The sequence below is a fragment of the Enterobacter sp. 120016 genome (genome assembly GCF_018383635.1).
GTDB lineage: Bacteria > Pseudomonadota > Gammaproteobacteria > Enterobacterales > Enterobacteriaceae > Enterobacter > Enterobacter asburiae_D.
In genome coordinates this window covers 239800-258081 of the sequence record NZ_JAHAWC010000007.1, presented here as the reverse complement: position 1 = coordinate 258081, position 18282 = coordinate 239800, and the positions used below count along the sequence as shown (strand labels likewise).

Annotated in this window: 22 protein-coding genes and 1 tRNA gene; 6 read left to right on the top strand and 17 right to left on the bottom strand. The window is 55.1% G+C overall.

Annotated elements, in window-relative coordinates; all coding sequences use genetic code 11:
* Positions 1 to 118 precede the first annotated feature (118 nt).
* On the bottom strand, positions 119 to 1132 hold the full coding sequence (tsaD, locus tag KIF87_RS13065; RefSeq protein ID WP_032650276.1) for a tRNA (adenosine(37)-N6)-threonylcarbamoyltransferase complex transferase subunit TsaD: 1014 nt from the start codon (positions 1130 to 1132) through the stop codon (positions 119 to 121).
* 236 nt (positions 1133 to 1368) lie between these two features.
* Here tsaD and rpsU point away from each other — a divergent pair, with 236 nt between their 5' ends.
* From rpsU to rpoD, 3 genes are all read left to right on the top strand, one after another.
* The gene (gene rpsU / locus KIF87_RS13060) at positions 1369 to 1584 is read left to right on the top strand and encodes a 30S ribosomal protein S21 (RefSeq protein WP_001144069.1); all 216 of its coding nucleotides are present in this window, start codon (positions 1369 to 1371) and stop codon (positions 1582 to 1584) included.
* 115 nt (positions 1585 to 1699) lie between these two features.
* A complete protein-coding gene (gene dnaG, locus KIF87_RS13055) occupies positions 1700 to 3445 on the top strand; it encodes a DNA primase (protein WP_213328939.1) in 1746 nt (581 codons plus the stop codon).
* Positions 3446 to 3598: 153 nt separating this feature from the next.
* Complete coding sequence (gene rpoD, locus KIF87_RS13050; RefSeq protein WP_023333459.1) at positions 3599 to 5446, top strand: RNA polymerase sigma factor RpoD; 1848 nt, start codon at positions 3599 to 3601, stop codon at positions 5444 to 5446.
* Between the two features lie 102 nt (positions 5447 to 5548).
* On the opposite strand, the gene mug is transcribed toward rpoD, so the two are convergent.
* On the bottom strand, positions 5549 to 6055 hold the full coding sequence (gene mug / locus KIF87_RS13045; protein ID WP_029741755.1) for a G/U mismatch-specific DNA glycosylase: 507 nt from the start codon (positions 6053 to 6055) through the stop codon (positions 5549 to 5551).
* Between the two features lie 125 nt (positions 6056 to 6180).
* Between mug and KIF87_RS13040 the strand changes: the two genes are divergently transcribed.
* Positions 6181 to 6256, top strand: a tRNA-Ile gene (locus KIF87_RS13040).
* 82 nt (positions 6257 to 6338) lie between these two features.
* On the opposite strand, the gene KIF87_RS13035 is transcribed toward KIF87_RS13040, so the two are convergent.
* The 9 genes from KIF87_RS13035 to KIF87_RS12995 form a co-directional block, all read right to left on the bottom strand.
* Positions 6339 to 6539, bottom strand: coding sequence for an ogr/Delta-like zinc finger family protein (locus KIF87_RS13035; protein WP_182073016.1), 201 nt, complete (start codon positions 6537 to 6539; stop codon positions 6339 to 6341).
* A gap of 67 nt (positions 6540 to 6606) precedes the next feature.
* The gene (locus tag KIF87_RS13030) at positions 6607 to 7761 is read right to left on the bottom strand and encodes a phage late control D family protein (RefSeq protein ID WP_213328938.1); all 1155 of its coding nucleotides are present in this window, start codon (positions 7759 to 7761) and stop codon (positions 6607 to 6609) included.
* Positions 7758 to 8222, bottom strand: a complete 465-nt coding sequence (locus KIF87_RS13025) for a phage tail protein (RefSeq protein WP_213328937.1) — start codon at positions 8220 to 8222, stop codon at positions 7758 to 7760. The genes KIF87_RS13030 and KIF87_RS13025 overlap by 4 nt, the downstream gene beginning before the upstream one ends.
* Before the next feature lie 11 nt (positions 8223 to 8233).
* Positions 8234 to 10513, bottom strand: a complete 2280-nt coding sequence (locus KIF87_RS13020; RefSeq protein WP_213328936.1) for a phage tail tape measure protein — start codon at positions 10511 to 10513, stop codon at positions 8234 to 8236.
* Positions 10506 to 10625: a GpE family phage tail protein gene (locus tag KIF87_RS13015; RefSeq protein ID WP_023616176.1), complete on the bottom strand. Its 120-nt coding sequence runs from the start codon at positions 10623 to 10625 to the stop codon at positions 10506 to 10508. Before KIF87_RS13015 ends, KIF87_RS13020 begins: the two co-directional genes overlap by 8 nt.
* Before the next feature lie 32 nt (positions 10626 to 10657).
* Positions 10658 to 10966, bottom strand: coding sequence for a phage tail assembly protein (locus KIF87_RS13010; protein ID WP_029741760.1), 309 nt, complete (start codon positions 10964 to 10966; stop codon positions 10658 to 10660).
* 56 nt (positions 10967 to 11022) lie between these two features.
* On the bottom strand, positions 11023 to 11541 hold the full coding sequence (locus tag KIF87_RS13005) for a phage major tail tube protein (protein ID WP_023309235.1): 519 nt from the start codon (positions 11539 to 11541) through the stop codon (positions 11023 to 11025).
* Between the two features lie 11 nt (positions 11542 to 11552).
* The gene (locus tag KIF87_RS13000; protein WP_213328935.1) at positions 11553 to 12740 is read right to left on the bottom strand and encodes a phage tail sheath protein; all 1188 of its coding nucleotides are present in this window, start codon (positions 12738 to 12740) and stop codon (positions 11553 to 11555) included.
* A gap of 58 nt (positions 12741 to 12798) precedes the next feature.
* A complete protein-coding gene (locus KIF87_RS12995) occupies positions 12799 to 13392 on the bottom strand; it encodes a recombinase family protein (protein WP_213328934.1) in 594 nt (197 codons plus the stop codon).
* Between the two features lie 152 nt (positions 13393 to 13544).
* Here KIF87_RS12995 and KIF87_RS12990 point away from each other — a divergent pair, with 152 nt between their 5' ends.
* Together KIF87_RS12990 and KIF87_RS12985 are read left to right on the top strand one after the other, a co-directional pair.
* On the top strand, positions 13545 to 13805 hold the full coding sequence (locus KIF87_RS12990; RefSeq protein ID WP_249665893.1) for a hypothetical protein: 261 nt from the start codon (positions 13545 to 13547) through the stop codon (positions 13803 to 13805).
* The gene (locus KIF87_RS12985; protein ID WP_213328933.1) at positions 13792 to 13986 is read left to right on the top strand and encodes a hypothetical protein; all 195 of its coding nucleotides are present in this window, start codon (positions 13792 to 13794) and stop codon (positions 13984 to 13986) included. The genes KIF87_RS12990 and KIF87_RS12985 overlap by 14 nt, the downstream gene beginning before the upstream one ends.
* A gap of 86 nt (positions 13987 to 14072) precedes the next feature.
* Here KIF87_RS12985 and KIF87_RS12980 read toward each other — a convergent pair whose 3' ends face one another.
* From KIF87_RS12980 to KIF87_RS12955, 6 genes are read right to left on the bottom strand one after another with little or no spacing between them, the layout of a single operon-like run.
* Positions 14073 to 14672 (bottom strand): tail fiber assembly protein, encoded by a 600-nt coding sequence (locus tag KIF87_RS12980; RefSeq protein ID WP_213328932.1) that lies wholly within the window; start codon positions 14670 to 14672, stop codon positions 14073 to 14075.
* Positions 14672 to 15757: a phage tail protein gene (locus KIF87_RS12975; protein ID WP_213328931.1), complete on the bottom strand. Its 1086-nt coding sequence runs from the start codon at positions 15755 to 15757 to the stop codon at positions 14672 to 14674. Before KIF87_RS12975 ends, KIF87_RS12980 begins: the two co-directional genes overlap by 1 nt.
* A complete protein-coding gene (locus tag KIF87_RS12970) occupies positions 15754 to 16362 on the bottom strand; it encodes a phage tail protein I (RefSeq protein ID WP_193941375.1) in 609 nt (202 codons plus the stop codon). Before KIF87_RS12970 ends, KIF87_RS12975 begins: the two co-directional genes overlap by 4 nt.
* Positions 16355 to 17263, bottom strand: a complete 909-nt coding sequence (locus KIF87_RS12965; protein WP_213328930.1) for a baseplate assembly protein — start codon at positions 17261 to 17263, stop codon at positions 16355 to 16357. Before KIF87_RS12965 ends, KIF87_RS12970 begins: the two co-directional genes overlap by 8 nt.
* A gap of 5 nt (positions 17264 to 17268) precedes the next feature.
* Positions 17269 to 17619: a GPW/gp25 family protein gene (locus KIF87_RS12960; RefSeq protein WP_023309241.1), complete on the bottom strand. Its 351-nt coding sequence runs from the start codon at positions 17617 to 17619 to the stop codon at positions 17269 to 17271.
* On the bottom strand, positions 17616 to 18257 hold the full coding sequence (locus tag KIF87_RS12955) for a phage baseplate assembly protein V (protein WP_032645069.1): 642 nt from the start codon (positions 18255 to 18257) through the stop codon (positions 17616 to 17618). The genes KIF87_RS12960 and KIF87_RS12955 overlap by 4 nt, the downstream gene beginning before the upstream one ends.
* Between the last annotated feature and the right edge of the window lie 25 nt (positions 18258 to 18282).

The following is an 18282-nucleotide window of genomic DNA, read 5'->3' as shown; positions in this document are numbered from 1 at the left end:
CAGTCCAGGGCATAGCGAGTCTCCTCTTCTATGCCAGTTATAACTGTTACCCATGTATCCGGTCTAAAGTGTTACCCATGTTTCCGGTTCATACCGCAGCGCCACCCGGCAAAAAAACTCACGCCTCCGGCAGTTCCGCCAGCGGCCAGCGCGGACGCACGGACACGCTCAGGTCGGACGTCGCACCCGCATTCAGGCGCACCATTCCGGCGTAAGCAATCATCGCGCCGTTATCGGTACAGAATTCCGGACGAGCATAGAACACTTCCCCGCGACGCTTTTGCATCATCTCGGCGAGCTTCGCGCGCAGCGTGCGGTTAGCGCTCACGCCGCCCGCCATTACCAGACGCTTAAAGCCGGTCTGATCCAGCGCGCGCTTGCACTTGATCATCAGCGTATCCACCACCGCATCTTCAAACGCGCGGGCGATATCGGCGCGGGTCTGCTCGCTGTCATCGTTATTACGGATCGTATTCGCCGCGAAGGTTTTCAGCCCGGAGAAGCTGAAGTCCAGCCCCGGACGGTCGGTCATCGGGCGCGGGAAGACAAAGCGCCCTTCCGTTCCCTGCGACGCCATTTTCGAGAGCATCGGGCCACCCGGGTAATCCAGCCCCAGCAGCTTGGCGGTTTTGTCGAACGCTTCACCGGCGGCGTCGTCGATCGACTCGCCCAGCAGCTCGTACTTGCCAATGCCCGTTACGCTAATCAGCTGCGTATGGCCGCCGGAGACCAGCAGCGCCACAAACGGGAATTCAGGCGGATTCTCTTCCAGCATCGGTGCCAGAAGATGCCCTTCCATATGGTGAACCGGAATAGCCGGAACATCCCACGCGAACGCCAGTGAACGACCCACCGTCGCGCCAACCAGCAGCGCGCCGACCAGGCCCGGGCCTGCGGTATACGCCACTGCATCAATCTCTTTTGCCGTTAATCCCGCTTCTTTCAGCGCCGCCTGAATCAGGGGAACCGTTTTACGCACGTGGTCACGAGAGGCCAGCTCAGGCACGACGCCGCCGTAGTCAGCGTGCAATTTCACCTGACTATACAGCTGGTTGGCCAGAAGCCCTTTTTCGTCGTCGTAAATGGCGATGCCGGTTTCATCGCAGGATGTTTCAATACCCAGTACACGCATGACTTGTTTTACCTCGTTTCAATACCGCGCAGTGTAGAGCCTGGGCGGGTTGATGTAAAACTTTGTTCGCCCCAGGAAGAAGGCTCGTGTATACTCCTCACCCTTATTAAAGTCCCTTTCAAAATCGCATCGGTGCTTTACAAAGCAGCAGCATTTGCAGTAAAATTCCGCACCATTTTGAAATAAGCTGGCGTTGATGCCAGCGGCAAACCGAATTTATTAAAGGTGAGAGTTACATGCCGGTAATTAAAGTACGTGAAAACGAGCCGTTCGACGTAGCACTGCGTCGCTTCAAACGTTCATGCGAGAAAGCAGGTGTTCTGGCTGAAGTTCGTCGTCGTGAGTTTTATGAAAAACCAACGACCGAACGTAAGCGCGCTAAAGCTTCCGCTGTGAAACGTCACGCGAAGAAACTGGCTCGCGAAAACGCACGCCGTACTCGTCTGTACTAATTGGTTGAGGGCCTCAGCCCTCAATTGACAGACAGAGTAATAGTCGTAAGGCCGTGCTTCCGGAAGGAATGCGCGGCTTGTTTTCGTTTATAAGTCGCTTAAAATTTTGGGGCATATGGCCGGAAGAATCCCACGCGTTTTCATCAATGACCTGCTTGCCAGAACCGACATCGTCGATCTCATCGACGCGCGGGTAAAGCTAAAAAAGCAGGGCAAGAACTACCATGCGTGCTGTCCGTTCCATAACGAAAAAACCCCCTCCTTCACCGTAAACGGTGAAAAGCAGTTCTACCATTGCTTCGGCTGTGGCGCACACGGTAATGCCGTCGATTTTTTGATGAACTACGACAAGCTCGAGTTCGTTGAAACCGTCGAAGAGCTGGCGGCGATGCATAACCTTGAAGTGCCGTATGAAGCAGGCAGTGGGCCAAGTCAGATCGAGCGCCATCAACGGCAAACGCTGTATCAACTGATGGATGGCCTGAATTCGTTTTACCAACAGTCTCTTAAGCACTCTGCGGCTGAGCCTGCGCGTCAGTATCTGAACAAGCGCGGACTGAGCGACGATGTCATTGCGCGTTTCGCTATTGGTTACGCCCCGCCCGGCTGGGACAACGTGTTAAAGCGTTTTGGCGGCAATAGCGAAGATCGTAAGTCTCTCATCGATGCAGGCATGCTGGTCACCAATGACCAGGGACGAAGCTACGACCGCTTCCGCGAACGGGTCATGTTCCCAATTCGCGACAAGCGTGGCCGGGTAATTGGTTTTGGTGGTCGCGTGCTGGGTGATGCCCTGCCGAAATACCTCAACTCCCCGGAAACCGATATTTTCCATAAGGGCCGCCAGCTGTACGGTCTTTATGAGGCGCAGCAGAATAATGCGGAACCTCCGCGTCTTCTGGTCGTCGAAGGCTATATGGACGTCGTGGCACTGGCGCAGTACGACATCAACTACGCGGTTGCGTCGTTAGGTACGTCCACCACCGCCGATCATATTCAGCTATTGTTCAGGGCGACCAACAACGTCATCTGCTGTTACGACGGTGACCGCGCAGGACGCGACGCCGCCTGGCGTGCGCTGGAAACCGCGCTGCCGTATATGACCGACGGGCGTCAGCTACGCTTTATGTTTCTGCCCGACGGCGAAGACCCGGATACGCTGGTGCGTAAAGAGGGCAAAGCGGCGTTTGAAGCGCGGATGGAGCAGGCTCAGCCGCTCTCCACGTTTTTGTTTAACAGCCTGATGCCGCAGGTCGATTTGAGTACCCCTGACGGGCGCGCGCAGCTCAGTACGCTGGCGCTGCCGTTAATCAGCCAGGTGCCCGGCGAAACGCTGCGCATCTATCTGCGTCAGGAATTAGGCAACAAGCTCGGCATTCTGGATGACAGCCAGCTTGAACGTTTAATGCCTAAACAGGCTGAAAACGGCGCGGTTCGCCCTGCGCCTCAGCTAAAACGCACAACCATGCGTATACTGATAGGGTTGCTGGTACAAAACCCCGAGCTCGCACCGCAGGTGCCGTCGCTGGCGGGTTTAAACCACGAGAAATTGCCCGGGCTTGGCTTATTTTCAGAACTGGTCAACACGTGTTTGTCTCAGCCAGGTCTGACCACCGGACAACTTTTAGAGCACTATCGCGGCACAAAAGAGGCCGCTACCCTTGAAAAATTGTCGATGTGGGACGATATAGCAGATAAGGACATTGCAGAAAAAACGTTCACCGACTCACTCAACCATATGTTTGATTCGATGCTTGAGCTGCGCCAGGAAGAGTTAATTGCTCGCGAGCGCACACACGGTTTAAGCAGCGAAGAACGCCGGGAGCTCTGGATGATTAATCAGGAACTGGCGAAGAAATAAAAAATTTAACGGCTTAAGTGCCGAATATCGATCGGGAAGCCCCCGGCAGCCGCACTGAGAGGCAGCGGCAAAAATATAAGTACGCCCTCGCTTTAAAGGTTGGCAGCCCCATCGCCGACACCAATCAAACGAATTAAGTGTGGATACCGTCTTATGGAGCAAAACCCGCAGTCACAGCTGAAACTTCTTGTCCAACGTGGTAAGGAGCAAGGCTATCTGACCTATGCCGAGGTCAATGACCATCTGCCGGAAGATATCGTCGATTCAGATCAAATCGAAGATATCATCCAAATGATCAATGACATGGGCATTCAGGTGATGGAAGAAGCACCGGATGCCGATGATCTGTTGCTGGCTGAAACCTCCAACAACACTGACGAAGATGCGGAAGAAGCTGCTGCACAGGTACTGTCCAGCGTGGAATCTGAAATCGGGCGTACCACTGACCCGGTCCGCATGTACATGCGCGAAATGGGTACCGTTGAACTGTTGACCCGCGAAGGCGAAATTGACATCGCAAAACGCATCGAAGACGGGATCAACCAGGTTCAGTGCTCCGTTGCCGAGTACCCGGAAGCGATCACCTATCTGCTGGAGCAGTACGATCGCGTTGAAGCGGAAGAAGCGCGCCTGTCTGACCTGATCACCGGTTTTGTCGACCCGAACGCTGAAGAAGATATGGCGCCTACCGCCACTCACGTCGGTTCCGAACTGTCTCAGGAAGAGATGGATGATGACGAAGACGAAGATGAGGAAGAGAGCGACGACGACACCGCGGACGATGACAACAGCATCGACCCGGAGCTGGCGCGCGAGAAGTTTGCCGAGCTGCGTACCCAGTACGAAGTGACGCGTGACACCATCAAAGCGAAAGGCCGCAGCCATGCCGCCGCTCAGGAAGAGATCCTGAAACTGTCTGAGGTATTCAAACAGTTCCGCCTGGTGCCAAAACAGTTCGACTACCTGGTAAACAGCATGCGCGTGATGATGGATCGCGTACGCACCCAGGAACGCATCATCATGAAGCTGTGCGTTGAGCAGTGCAAAATGCCGAAGAAGAACTTCATCACCCTCTTCACCGGCAACGAAACCAGCGAAACCTGGTTCAACGCGGCTATCGCGATGAACAAGCCGTGGTCAGAAAAACTGCACGACGTGAAGGACGATGTCTATCGTGGTCTGCAGAAGCTGCAGCAGATCGAAGAAGAGACCGGCCTGACCATCGAGCAGGTTAAAGACATCAACCGTCGTATGTCCATCGGTGAAGCGAAAGCCCGCCGTGCGAAGAAAGAGATGGTTGAAGCGAACTTACGTCTGGTTATCTCTATCGCCAAGAAATACACCAACCGTGGTCTGCAGTTCCTGGATCTGATTCAGGAAGGCAACATCGGACTGATGAAAGCGGTAGATAAGTTTGAATACCGTCGTGGTTACAAGTTCTCCACCTACGCAACCTGGTGGATCCGTCAGGCTATCACCCGCTCTATCGCGGATCAGGCGCGCACCATCCGTATTCCGGTGCATATGATTGAGACCATCAACAAGCTCAACCGTATTTCCCGCCAGATGCTGCAGGAGATGGGCCGCGAGCCGACGCCGGAAGAGCTGGCCGAGCGCATGCTGATGCCGGAAGACAAGATCCGTAAAGTGCTGAAGATCGCCAAAGAGCCAATCTCCATGGAAACACCAATCGGTGATGATGAAGATTCGCATCTGGGTGATTTCATCGAGGATACCACCCTCGAGCTGCCGCTGGACTCTGCCACCACCGAGAGCCTGCGTGCCGCGACACACGACGTTCTGGCTGGCCTGACCGCTCGTGAAGCGAAAGTCCTGCGTATGCGTTTCGGTATCGATATGAACACCGACCACACGCTGGAAGAAGTGGGTAAACAGTTCGACGTTACCCGCGAACGTATCCGTCAGATCGAAGCGAAGGCGCTGCGTAAGCTGCGTCATCCAAGCCGCTCTGAAGTGCTGCGTAGCTTCCTGGACGATTAATCGGTCTTGACAGTGAAAAAGCTCCCAATCGGGAGCTTTTTTTTGTTTATTCCCTCTCCCTGTGGGAGAGGGCCAGGGTGAGGGCATCAGGCCGCAGAGACCCTAAAGCCCTCGCACCATCAGCGCTTCATCCAGCTCCCGATACGCCTCTACCAGCTTATCCAGCGTTGCTCTGTTGAGCCCGCTTGGATTTGGCAGCACCCATACCTGCGTAACGCCAATCATGATGCTCTGCTTGCCCCACTGCGTTCCGCGCTGGCTAAACGCCTGCTCGTAGGCCTGCTTGCCGAGGATCGCCAGCGCGGCCGGCTGATAATCCTCTATCTTCTTAATCAGCTCCCGCCCGCCGCTGCGCAGCTCATGCAGGTTGACCTCACTCGCCTGTACAGTAGGCCGCTCGACCAGCATGGTGATCCCGCAGCGCGTATCCAGCAGATGCTGCTCCTCTTCGGGCTTGAGTAGCCTGTCGGTAAACCCGGCCTGGTAGATCACCTTCCAGAATCGATTCCCCGGATGGGCGAAGTGAAAACCGGTGTGCGCCGAGGACTTACCCGGGTTGATACCGCAGAACACCACCCGCAGGCCTGGGGCCAGAATATCGTTGATCATCTTTACTCCCGCTCGATACATCGTCAGGGAAGTATAAAGGATTGATTATGCGTTGTTTATAAAAACAGCAGGCAGGTGTGAATGGCTGGATTGCTGCGGGGAGTTACTTTATAATTCACCGCCACGGCCCCTTAGCTCAGTGGTTAGAGCAGGCGACTCATAATCGCTTGGTCGCTGGTTCAAGTCCAGCAGGGGCCACCAAATTTTAGTTTTAGAATCATATGATTAAGCCACTCGATTGAGTGGCTTTTTTATTGGCTTTTTTGAGCGGCCGATGCAGCCGCTAACCGTGGTTCAGCGAAGCCGTTCGGACATGCTCAGACGCACCGGGAGTCGCAATCAGGCGCTCCACGGACTCCATCGTCACGAACGTACAGCTGCAGTCCACATTGGTGCACTGGTGATAGCGCTCTTTGGTATTTTCACTTAGATAGCGACTGGTACGCGCATGCGCAGAGTGCTTGCACTTAGGACAATGAAACATGTACCCCTCCACTTGATTCACATTTTGTGAATCAATAATACCCAAAACAAAACCAATAGCAACTACATTACTCACTATCAACAGTAAATTTTTCGTCGGTGACGTTCAGCTCAAGCGTAAGCTGCGTGGTAAATCCGCTGTCGTTGAGGGTATGCACCACCTCGCTGATGATCCACGCCTGCTCGTCAATGACGCGTTTAAAACCGTTTACCAGCACCGGCATTTCGGGGAACAGATCGGCGCGTCCCAGCGCAAGCTGGATGGAAAACTCCACGGTTCCCCGCTGAAGCGCGCGCCACTTCGCCTCTGCGGCCCTGAGCGCCTGCTCTTCAGAAGCATAAACCGTAGTGAGCTCAAATACGTTTTCCGCCGATCCCACCAGCTTCTCTTGCGGTTTCTGCTCCTTGCCTCCTGCTCCCGCTACCGGTGCGGCGGCATCCGGGTGCTGCAGTGCTTCTGTCTGCTGCCCTCCGGACTGACGAGAAATACTCAATTGAGGATTTTGTTGTTTGGGGTCGCGCGTTTGCAGCCATTTGGCCGTTACGCCGGAATAATTTTCACGGTCAGTGACGGAAAAAAGGTGCTTATCGCCATCCCCACGCTCAATCACCATTAAGGAAAGCGGAGTGCCGCTGGCCGTCACGGCCTGACCCGCTTTCATAAAGATAATCTTCCCGGCTTTGATTGAAACAAATGCACCATTACGTTCGGCAAGGCGGGAGAGAAACGCCGCGTCTGTCTCCTGAGACTGGTCAATATGAGAGATGGCGATAGATGCAAGCCCCGACGCGACGCTGGCGGTCAACTGGTTACGCTGAGCGATGGTATCGACCACCGCGCCAATCGTCGTGCCATGCCACGACTGTTCGCGCCGCACGTTTAGCTTTCCACGAAAATCTGCGCTGCATCCCCGGATGGTCAGCGTGTCCGGCGCGCCCTGGAATTGAATCGCATCAATCGTAAAGTCCCCTTTCTCCTCGAGCGGGGTTCCCTCCCATCCCAGCCATAAGGACAGCCTTGCCCCCCGGGCAGGCAAGTCCAGCAGCCCGTCGGAATCATCCAGTTGAATAACCAGCTGATCGGCTTCCAGCCCCCGTTTGTCGGTCATGGTCAGGCTGATAAGACGATGGCTGAAATTTTGTGTGATATCACGGTCGTCAAGCTTAAGCATAAAATCAGGGGCGATTTTCCCACCCGCCCGGATATTCATTTCGGCGATCATCCCACCAGCCCTCCGATGCTATTGCGTGCGCTTTCCACCAGCTCTGAGGCCTGCGTTCGCAGGTCGCCAAACGTCGCCATCAGTGATTCATCCACGCGTTTTAGCGACAGGGTAAAATCAATTTTTCGTGCGGTACCATCGCTGTAAAAATCCGAATGCGTGTGCGTAACTTTCTCAATGACAAACATACCGTGAATGATGCCGGTACCGTCTATCAACGGCCATGCCCGCCCCTCATTCGCCATCAGCTCAACCGCCTTGAGAGAAAGCCGCCCTCCCGTGAGTTCCGGGTAGAGTAAGCCGGAGAGGCTGAAGGATGTCTCCCCTTCGCCAAGGTACTGCCAGGCTTTGGGTTTCCCGATGCGAGCGCTGGATGCCCAGCGGTAGTCTTTTGTGAATATCATTGACTGATACGGTAAGGTTCGTCGTTCAAAGACAAACAGACCCAGCACCATTAACATTTTCTCTCTCCTCAAACATACATAAAGCTGGATTGCCGCTGTCTCGCTTTATCACGTTCACTGTTTTCTATTTCCTCCCGGATTTGACGCGTCAGATCCGTTCCGGAGGCCGTGCCCCCCTGCAGCGTGATGTGATATTCGCTTTTACTCTGATCGACGTAAGAGCGTCCTCCAGTAGCGATGGTCGGCTGATACCCCAGGCTGCCGCCAGAGATCCCCGTGCCAGGAATATAAGCGCTGCCCGCCGGTGAGGATGCCGCTTCTGCTTTTGCCGCAGCGGCGTCGAGATCGCCCGACTCGTTTTTGATAAGACCGAGTTTCTCCAGCAGCCAGCTGGCCTTGCCGCTCAGGCTGTTAAAGAGATCAAGCGGTGCCATTAACGCATCGCCCAGCGCCTGACCAAAAATCACGCCAGCGTTTTTACAGCCATCCAGCGTTTCCTGCGTCGCCTTGATCGGCGTGATTAAGTCGGTGAACCATTGCCAGATACCGCCCAGCTTCTCCGAGATAGAGTCAAACACCGCCATCACCGGTGAGAACAGCGCACCCAGCGGTGCGAAAGCCGTCGAAAGCCCTTCCATTACCCCGCCAAAGAAGGCGCTGATGGGCTCCCAGTATTTAAAAATCAGTAAGGCACCGGCAGCAATCGCCGCGCCAAGGGCAATTACCGGCCAGCTAAGGGCACCCAGCACCGTCATGATGGCGCCGCCCACCACGCTGAATACCGTTCCCAACATCCCGGCCGCGGTAATAACCATATTGACGCCCGTCAGAACCGGGCCGATAACCGTGCCTACGCCACCCAGTACGCCAGAGAACGCCTGGGCGCCGACAACGATGCTGGCGAGGGTCTGCGTCAGCTCAGGGTTGGCATTCACCCAAAGAGAGGCCGTGCCAAGCCAGCCGGTTGCGGTTGTTATCAGGTTGCGCAGAGCGCCATCCGCTTTATCAAATACATCAATCTTCAACCCGTTCCACGCGGCCTGGAATCGGTTGATATCGCCGTCAAGATTGTCGGTCTGCATGGACGCCGCAATCGCGGTACTGCCTTTTGCCCCCTGCAGCTGCTGGCGTTTTTCATCAAGCGATCCATCACCCGCAGCGGAAGCCAGCGCCCCCGCGGCTTTTATGGCATCCGGAGTCTGAACATGGCGCAACATCGCGCTAAGCGCGTCCCCGGCGGCGGCGCCTTTCATCCCTTTTTCCGCCAGAACGCCCAGCAGCGCGGTGGTCTCTTCAAGCCCCATACCGGATGCATCCGCAGCAGGCGCAGCGGAGGTGACGGCCGCCACCATCTCAGCGAGGCTGGTATTTGAAGAGGTAGATCCGCGCGTAAGCACATCTGCGATGCGTCCCGCATCCGCATCGGCCAGGCTATACGCGGCCTGCGTGCTGGCGATCATATCGGCCGCGTTAGCCGCGTCGATATTGCCCGCCAGGCTGAGGTTGACCGTTGGCGCGGTGGCCGCAAGCAGCCCATCGGCGTCATAGCCTGAACGAGTCAGTTCGGTTTGTGCCCGGAGGACCGTATCTGCAGGTACGCCGGTGCTGGCACTGACCTCCCGCGCCTGCTGGCGAATCGCCTCAAGCCGGGGATCCCCCTTCGCCAGACCAAGGTTTGCCTGAATGGCCGACATCTGCTTTTCAAAGCTGATGCCAGGCGCCATAAACCGGGACGTCTGGTCAAAGCCCGCTTTTGCTATGCCCACACCCGAATTCGCAAGCTGACGCACCCGCACGGTAACGCGTTTGCCTGACTCGTAGCGATTCTGAACGGTACTCAGCCGCTCCTGCTGCTGATTGACGCGGGCCAGCGCATCACGCTGTCGGTTAAGCTGCTGCGTTTTTTCGCTGATGTGAGTTCGTAAACGACGCTCATCAGACGAGAGCGTGCGCGTGTTGACTCCCGCCTGAGCGAGTTCAGCGCGCTGACGCTGTACCGAGTAGCGTAAGCTGTTGTATTCAAGCTTAAGGTCGGCCGCCGATTTTCGGGCTACAGTCAGCGCATCAGCCTGTGCCTGGGTGGGGTTTTGCGTGTTTTTAAGCTGCACCGCCAGCGCCGCAGCCTGCTGTTTCGCCTGAGCAAGCGACTGCTCCGTCACGGTGAGCTGGGCGTTTGCTTTCCTGAAGCCGTTAATACGCCCCGCCTGCTCATCGAGTGCCCCCAGCGCCGTCTGCGCCTCGCGGATATCGCTCGCGAGAGTGAGGCTGGCGTTCTGGAGAGCGTTAAGCGGTCGGGTTGCCCGGTCGACTGCCTTAAGCAGCTCCTGAAGACTGACATTATTACTCATGATGGTTTCCGCTTCGCTGCAGCGCTTTTTCGCGCCATAAGAGGAGTTCGGTCACGCTAAGGGAGTACAGTTCTGACGGCGGCCAGTGAAAGATCACCGCGATATCCGCCATCAGATCGTCGACCGACACATTTTTGGGAAATTTCAGCGAGCCGAAGCCGGTGACAAAAAACCGATCACCTTACCTGCAAAAGAGAGCAGATCGCAGGCATCCAGGCGCGCAACCTCATGCTCGGTCAGCGCCGGCGAGGTCATTCGCGGCAGCACCTTAATCAGCGCATCGACGTCAGATTGCGCCAGCGACGCCAGCGATACCCCGCGCAGGGTCCCCGCATTGGGTTTAGAAACCGTTACCTTTTCAATTTTTTGCTCACCGCGCTGAACGGGGCTATCAAGCGTGACGATATGTGGGTTTTCACTTTCGTTCATGGCGGTCTCGTTGATATTTTCCATTTCGTTACTCTTCAGAAAGTTAACTCACCGGCCGGTAATCCCAGCCGGTTAAAGGGTTACAGGCCGATGGCCTTACGGTGTTCTGCCAGGCGATCGACGCCATCGACTTTGAGCACCATGTTGATGATGTCGATTTCGATGATCTCTTTGCCATCAATGGTCAGCTGGTAGTAAGCGCACTCGGTGGACATCTTGGTGGTGCCGCTCTCGCCCTGCTTGTTTTCACCGCCATCAAACTCTTTATGGCGGCCGCGCATGACGATTTCGACGGCGGAGATTTCGCCGGTATCATCGCGCTGATAAGAGCCGGTAAAGCGCAGCGGCACGCTGTCCGCGCCCGGAGAGGCGTACTGCGCCCACAGCGCGGCGTCCGGCAGACCGCCAACGGTCCACTCCAGCGCCAGGGCGTCATCGTCCAGGCCGAGGTCGACAGAGACCGAGCCCGGCATACCGCCGCCGCGATACTTCTCCAGCTTGCGGGTAAGCTTCGGTAGGGTCACAGACTCAACAACGCCCATATAGCTCAGGCCATCGTTGAACATATTCAGGTATTTAAGTTTGCGTGGTAACGCCATGCTTCAGCTCCTTAGCTGTTAACCGAATCTGACAGGTCTGCCAGATAGGTATCGGTGATGCGCTGGCGCAGGGTCAGATTTTCCAGCGGCGGGACAGGGGTGTAGTCGTAATCGATATACAGTTTCCCCGCTTTCAGGGTTGATGCATCGTTCGACTCAGGGTCATACCAGCAGGAGCCGTCGACGATATAGCCGTTGGTTTTCAGCTCGCGGAACTTGGCGTTAATACCGGAGACGATGTCGCGGATAAGCGTTGGCGTGATGGGTTTATCCATCGCCCACGCGTGCGCTTCCGCCATGGTATCGGCCAGCACCTGTGCGGTACGGGTGTAGTTTTCAAAGACGAATAACGGATCGTCTGAGCAGGTACGGTTACCCCAGAATTTGAAGCCGTCGTTGCGAATCAACGTGGTAACGCCAGCCTGGTTGAGCAGGTTCGCATCGGTGGCCTGTTCCTGCAGATCCCAGGAGACAGAGGCGCTTACGCCAGTAACGCCGTTGACGCCAACGTTTGACAGGGTTTTATGCCAGCCGATTGTCTGGTCGATTTTGGCGCGCAGGCCAAGCGCGCGGGCGGTAGCCCAGGCCGTCGTCGTTGCGTTCGTGGTGGTATCCCATGCCAGAAAATCAGGATGGATAACCATCAGCTCGCGCTGGCTGAAGTTTTTGCGGTAGTCGATCGCTTCAGAGATGGTTTTACAGCCCCACGCGCTGACATAGCCGAACGCGCGCAGGCTCTGGCACATGGCGGCCAGCGCGGTCGCCACTTCCTGAGAGTCCAGCCCCGGCACCCCGAGAATACGCGGCTTAACGCCGGTCACCGTTTTCGCGGTCAAAAGCGCCTTCAGGCCGGTATATTTACCGTTTTCATCGGTGGTACCGATGATGTTGGAAACGGTTTGCTTGCGCGCCTCTTCCGGGGTTTCTGCGGTGCCTTCGGCCACGCGAACAACAACGACAACCGGTTTGCACTGGTCGGCGATCGCCTGCAGAGAAGCGGACAGCGTCCCCGCCTTGCCGGCTTTCGCAATCGCGTTTTGCACGTTAGTAATGAGCACGGGCCCATTTAAAGGAAATGTCTTGTCGTCAGCATCGCTGGCCGTACAGACCATGCCGATGATTGCCGTCGAGACGGTGGAAATGGTGCGGGTGCCATCGTTGATTTCGATAACTTCCACGCCGTGGTGAAAATCACTCATCCGTTTAACTCCTTGGTTAGTTGGTGAGTGATATTGTCGCGGCTGGGCTTGCTATGAGCTAACCATCCCTGTCCAGCGGCCGCTGGCACAACGATTGTCCGATCGCCGTGGCGGGGAATTTTTTATAAAGCGTGGAAATACCCACATCAAAAATTAACGCAACGCGCTGTCGGGATTCCCCGGAAGCAATCAGCCTGCCAGCCTGAGCCCATTCCTCCTGCGTCAATTTAGGGCGTCTGCCACCAATTCGTCCCTGCTCCCGCGCTGCGGCCAGCCCGGCGCACGTCCTCTCGACAATGAGTTCACGCTCCATTTCAGCAAGCGCCCCCATAATATGGAAGAAGAAACGCCCCATTGGCGTTGATGTATCAATGCTATCAGTCAAACTGCGAAAATTAATGCTTCGCTGGCGTAGTTCCTCGGTCATTGAAACAAGGTGGCGCATACTGCGCCCGAGACGATCGAGTTTCCATACAACGAGAGTGTCGCCCGCATTAAGTTGTCTGAGGGCACGATTGAGTCCCGGTCTGTTTGTCGATTTACCGCTGATTTTATCTTCAAAAATTAGCTCACATCCTGAACGCTTCAGCGCGTCACGCTGTAAGGCGGTGTTTTGTTCATTTGTTGACACGCGTATGTATCCAATAAACATGGTATTTCTCTCCGTCAAAACCGGAAATCATGCCAGTTAATTGATAAACACGCATTTTCGAAAACCTTGGTTTAGGAGGAGCTAAATACGTAACCAGTCGAGGAAGTAACGCAAATGGAGCTTGGGTAATATGGTCGGATGGAGCCATTGAGGTGATGGGGTATGGTGTAATCCTTGATAACGGCCTGGCAACGGTTAATTACCCAATTGCGCTGCCAGGTATAAGCCGCTATATCAGCATTGCCGAACGTCTTTCTGCTGATCCCGGCACTACGCCCAACTATGCTCATTCATCAATGATCATTGATGCTTTAACAACAAATGTCGGTTTCAAAGCTCGTTGCACAATGGCCGCAACGGGTGCCCCATCAAATAATGGTTTTTCGTGGAGAGTTTACTATGCGCCTATTTAATCCGATCACGATGACGGAGATCATTCTTGGTTTCCACGATACTGGAGGTGCTATTCAACTCCCTGAGGATAACTGGTTTTTCAGAATACAGGAAATACCGGAAGGAATGCGACTTGCAGTTAATGAAAAAGGCGAACCAATCCTTGTGGAAAATAAATCTGATGTCTCTGGCAACGAATAAATGAATACGTTTTCTGGCTGAGTGCTGAAAATATCAGGTGCTGCTGATGATTATTGATACATCAAAAGCACCCGATATTGAATGACCTATACCTCGGGTTTCGGTGGAAGGTGTAGATTCGGAGCGGTGTCGATATCAACTTTAGTTAGTTTATAGCGGTAGCGCTGCCATTCAGTCAGACGTGGAATATCTGCATCGTCAATGTAGCCTCCAGCCAGAGCATCTGCCAATGGTGCGATAATTGCAGATGCTTCAGCCAGTAATGCGGTTTTCTGCTGTTCAGCCTTTTCCACATCCGCAGAGTGTTTCGCTTTTGCGTCGGTTATCCACTCGCTGCCACTCCACTTATCATATGGCGTTCCAGGGGCTTCTGTAGTCGTATCTTTAGGATAATCACCCGGCAGGAATATCGTGACTCGTTGACCAGTCTTCGTGCTGTATACAGTTTCACTGCGATGATCAGCGAGATACTCCCATGCGCTTAAGTCAGAGGTGCGAAAAATGGTAAAACCTTCTTTAGATTTTCCAGGCGCATCAATACATGATAGGCCCGGAATGCCTACACCTTCCGCCAAATATTCAACGGATGAAGAAAGGTATTCGCGCGTCTCACCATCGTAGTTAAATACAGTTATATCACCGGCCACTGTAGCAATAATCTGATTGTTTAATTTTGCTTTCGCCATTATGCGGCCCTCACGATGTAGTTAAATACGATGTTGCGCGGACGGGTTTCCGTCGCAGAACGCGCGACAAGGGATGAATCAAAGACAAGATCGACCCCCTGGTAATCGGCATTCTGAGCGTTAGTATTTGGGTAAATGTTACTCCCGCGCTTAAAAACTCCGCTGACATTTGACGTGCTGCTATTCACGAAGCCAGTCGCCGCGCCGTTACTCGCTGAACCAGTCATTTTTTGAAGGGCATCAAGCTGCAAAGAAAGCAGCGTTCGACCACCATCAATCCCTCGCCCGTCATCCCAGCCGCGTATAAATTCACCGCGCAGGTCTGGCAATTTGAGTGCGGGAAAGGCAAGTGCCAGATTTGGATATTGCGCAGCCGTAAATGCCGCTCCGTTGCATTTGAGCCACCCCGTCGGTGGAGTTGCTGACGGCCACGGAACGGGGACGCCAACCGGCAGAGCTGACCCTTCTCCCAAACCAAGGTTTTTGAGAACCTCAGCACTCAACCCTGCATCGGCAATTTCTTTTAACGCATTGGCGATTAAAGGGTACTGTTTATGCGGATTAGCAGCAGCAATATGCTTCTTAATCTGATCATCAGCGTAGCCCTTTACCTCAATAACTTTATCGTCAACATACTGGCGCGTTGCCAGCACAACGGATGGATCAATTTTCAGGGAAATTGACGCTGTGCTCGACACAATCAGAATCATGCGGATGGTCTGCGTGCGGCCGCTGCCTTCCTGCAGCTGAGGCTTGTATGTCTCCGGGCAATTGGCCACGGCGATCAGAATGCCGTCGTCGTCATAGAGACCGATCTCTCGGATCCAGAAACCGCCCTCATTCTCGGGAATAATCTGTTCAGCGATGATCTGGCTGGTATTGTTTGGGTCAACAGCGAGCAGGTTCAGCGGCGCTATGCGTTTTTGGTTGACGAGCTTCGTCTGCGCCGGATCGGGAGTAGGCAACGTTCCGTTAGCGTCTCCTACCGCCATTTGCGTCAGGTTGAGCTGCGTACCAAGTGCCGTCGCGTTAGCTAGCCGCGCCGCGCCCTGATTAGTCAGTATGGCAAAATATTTTGCGGTCATGCGTTCACTCTCAGGTTATCAATCAAATGGATGGCCGAGGCCGGGTAATAATCACCACCGACAATAAGTTCCTCTGTGGTGTAGGGGTAAACGGCCAGCGCATCGCCGTGATAGCATCCTGCGCCGACATAAAACTCTCCCGTTGAGCTCAAGCTGATAGCCAGCCCGGTCATGTGTCTACTTGCCGGTTTGGCATCCTCAATTAGGCGCTCAAGCTCCTGATACATTTCGTCAGTGATGCCGTTATCAAGCACACCGACAACCAGACGGAATGTGCCTGGCTCCTCACCGAGCTGCCACCACTCGCGCACCTCAATCAAAAAGCCAAGCGGTTCCACCACACGACGCAATGCGCTGATGGTTCCTTTATGCTGATGGACGAAAAACGAGGACATAATGACGCTGCGTTTCGTGCTCTCCGGCCACGCCTCATCCCAACGATCTACCGACAGCGCCCATGCCAGGTAGGGAAGCAAATTTACCGGGCACGCGCTGGGGTTCCATAACGTGCGTAGCGGGACCGGCACACGCTCAATATTCGAGAGCGCAGTAGCAGCGGCGATTTCCAGCGGTGAGGATCCAACGGGTAATAGCCTTTCACTCATCCGAACCCCCGATAGCTATCTGATACGAGGTACAGTTCGATGCCTGCGACTTACTCAGTACAATGTCAGAGTGGGGAGATTCCAGTTCAACGCGCTGCACGCCTTCAACGTGAAGTGCTGCATAAATGGCCGACAGACGGATATCGCGTCCAAGTCGATGCTGTGCGCTTATATAATTTTGCAGCTTCTGCTCTGCAGCTTGCCTGATGGGTTCAGACTCTGGTCCGGGATAAACGTAGAGCGTTGCGTTTATCTTGTAAGGCACAATTTCTGCTGACTGAACAGTCACACGATCGCCGACCGGGCGGACGGTTTCAGCGTTAAGCGCTTTTTCAACAACCGCCAGTAGTTCAGGACGAGCGGTGCCATCACCCTCACGGGATAACACCGAAATCGTCACATATGCAGGCTGAGGGCTTTCAACCGAAACGTCAGCGACCCGTCCGTCGGCACTTCGACCATGATATTCATAGGCTCCAACCGGCCCCGCGACGCTCAATCCCTCAAATGCCTGCTGCGCGCGCAGTCGCAGGTCAGCGTCAGACTCCATGACGGCAGCCGTTGGCGGAATGGTAGTGTCATCTCCTGGGGTGATGGTCAGGCGTTCGGTATTATTGTTTCCCGCAATAACATCAAGGTCGTGACCGGCAGAATAGGCAAGCGTCACAGCCAGCGCAGCCTCATTAACCCGCAGGCGCCAGATAACTTCCCGGTAGGCGTTCTCCTGCAGGAGCTTCACAATCGGCTCGGATTCCAGGGTCAGCGTCCGTGCAATCGCCTCTCGCTCCTCTTCCGGATAGAGGGAGACAAAGGTGGCCTTTCGTTCTGCCAACAGCGTTTCATAATCCACCTCCTCCACGACATCAGGCGCGGCGAGCTGGCTCAGATCAACAATAGCCATAGCGTTTAACTCAGTGAAATGGTGATAGAAAAGGATTGTCCGGAGGTCGGGCGCGTGCCGGTGATATCGACATACAACGTCCCGTCGTTCTCCGAACGCTCGAAAGTGATGGCCGTCAGGCTTATCCGCGGCTCCCATTTCTGGATGGCGGAATAGCATGCGGCCATGATTTGCAGACGCAGCGCCGGACTCTGCGGCCTGTCGATCATCGCCGCCAGCAGCGAGCCGTAATCCCGGCGCATGACCCGTGAGCCGATCGGCGTAACCAGAATGTCGCGCACGCTTTGCCGGATGTGTTCAGCCTCTGAAATGCTCAGCCCGGTCTGCCTGTTCATCCCCCTGTAACGCACCGTCATTGTGTCCCCTTAGTCCAGCTTCCGCCGCTTTGCACACTGCCGTGCGCGTGGTTGTCCACCTGCACCCCGTTGGAGGTGAATTTACCGCCGGAATGCTCAATATTTCCGGCCATCACGCCGCCCTTCTGCACTTCAAGAGAGGCAGTAATTAACCTGTTGGTACACACCACTTCAGGCGTATCCAGCGTGATGCGCGACGTTGACGTCACCCGCACCTCCGGCACGGTGGCGGTCAGCGATTCAGAGGCGGTAATATCGGCCGTTTTAATCCCTGCAACCGTCAGCGCCCCGCGCCCGGGTTCGTACTCGATCACCGCGCCGTCAGGGAACGAGACGTGGAACGCGTCAGGTGACCCGGACGGCGCCGGATGGTCGTCAGAGAAAATGCCGGGCAGCACGAAGGCGGTATCAAGCTCGCCGCCGATGGCCAGCAGCAGCACTTGCTCTCCCTCGGAAGGAGCCCACCAGACGCGCGATCGTCCCGCGCGACAGGTTAGCCAGTTCAGCCAGGTAGTTTTCATCCCGCCGGTCTGGACACGACAAAGCCCTCTGTTGAGGTCGACATCGGTCACAACACCGATACGAATAAGATTGCGGATCGCGCGAGCGATACCGTTCATGGAAGTTAATGTATTCATGAGAAGAGAATGCCGTTCAGGAGGA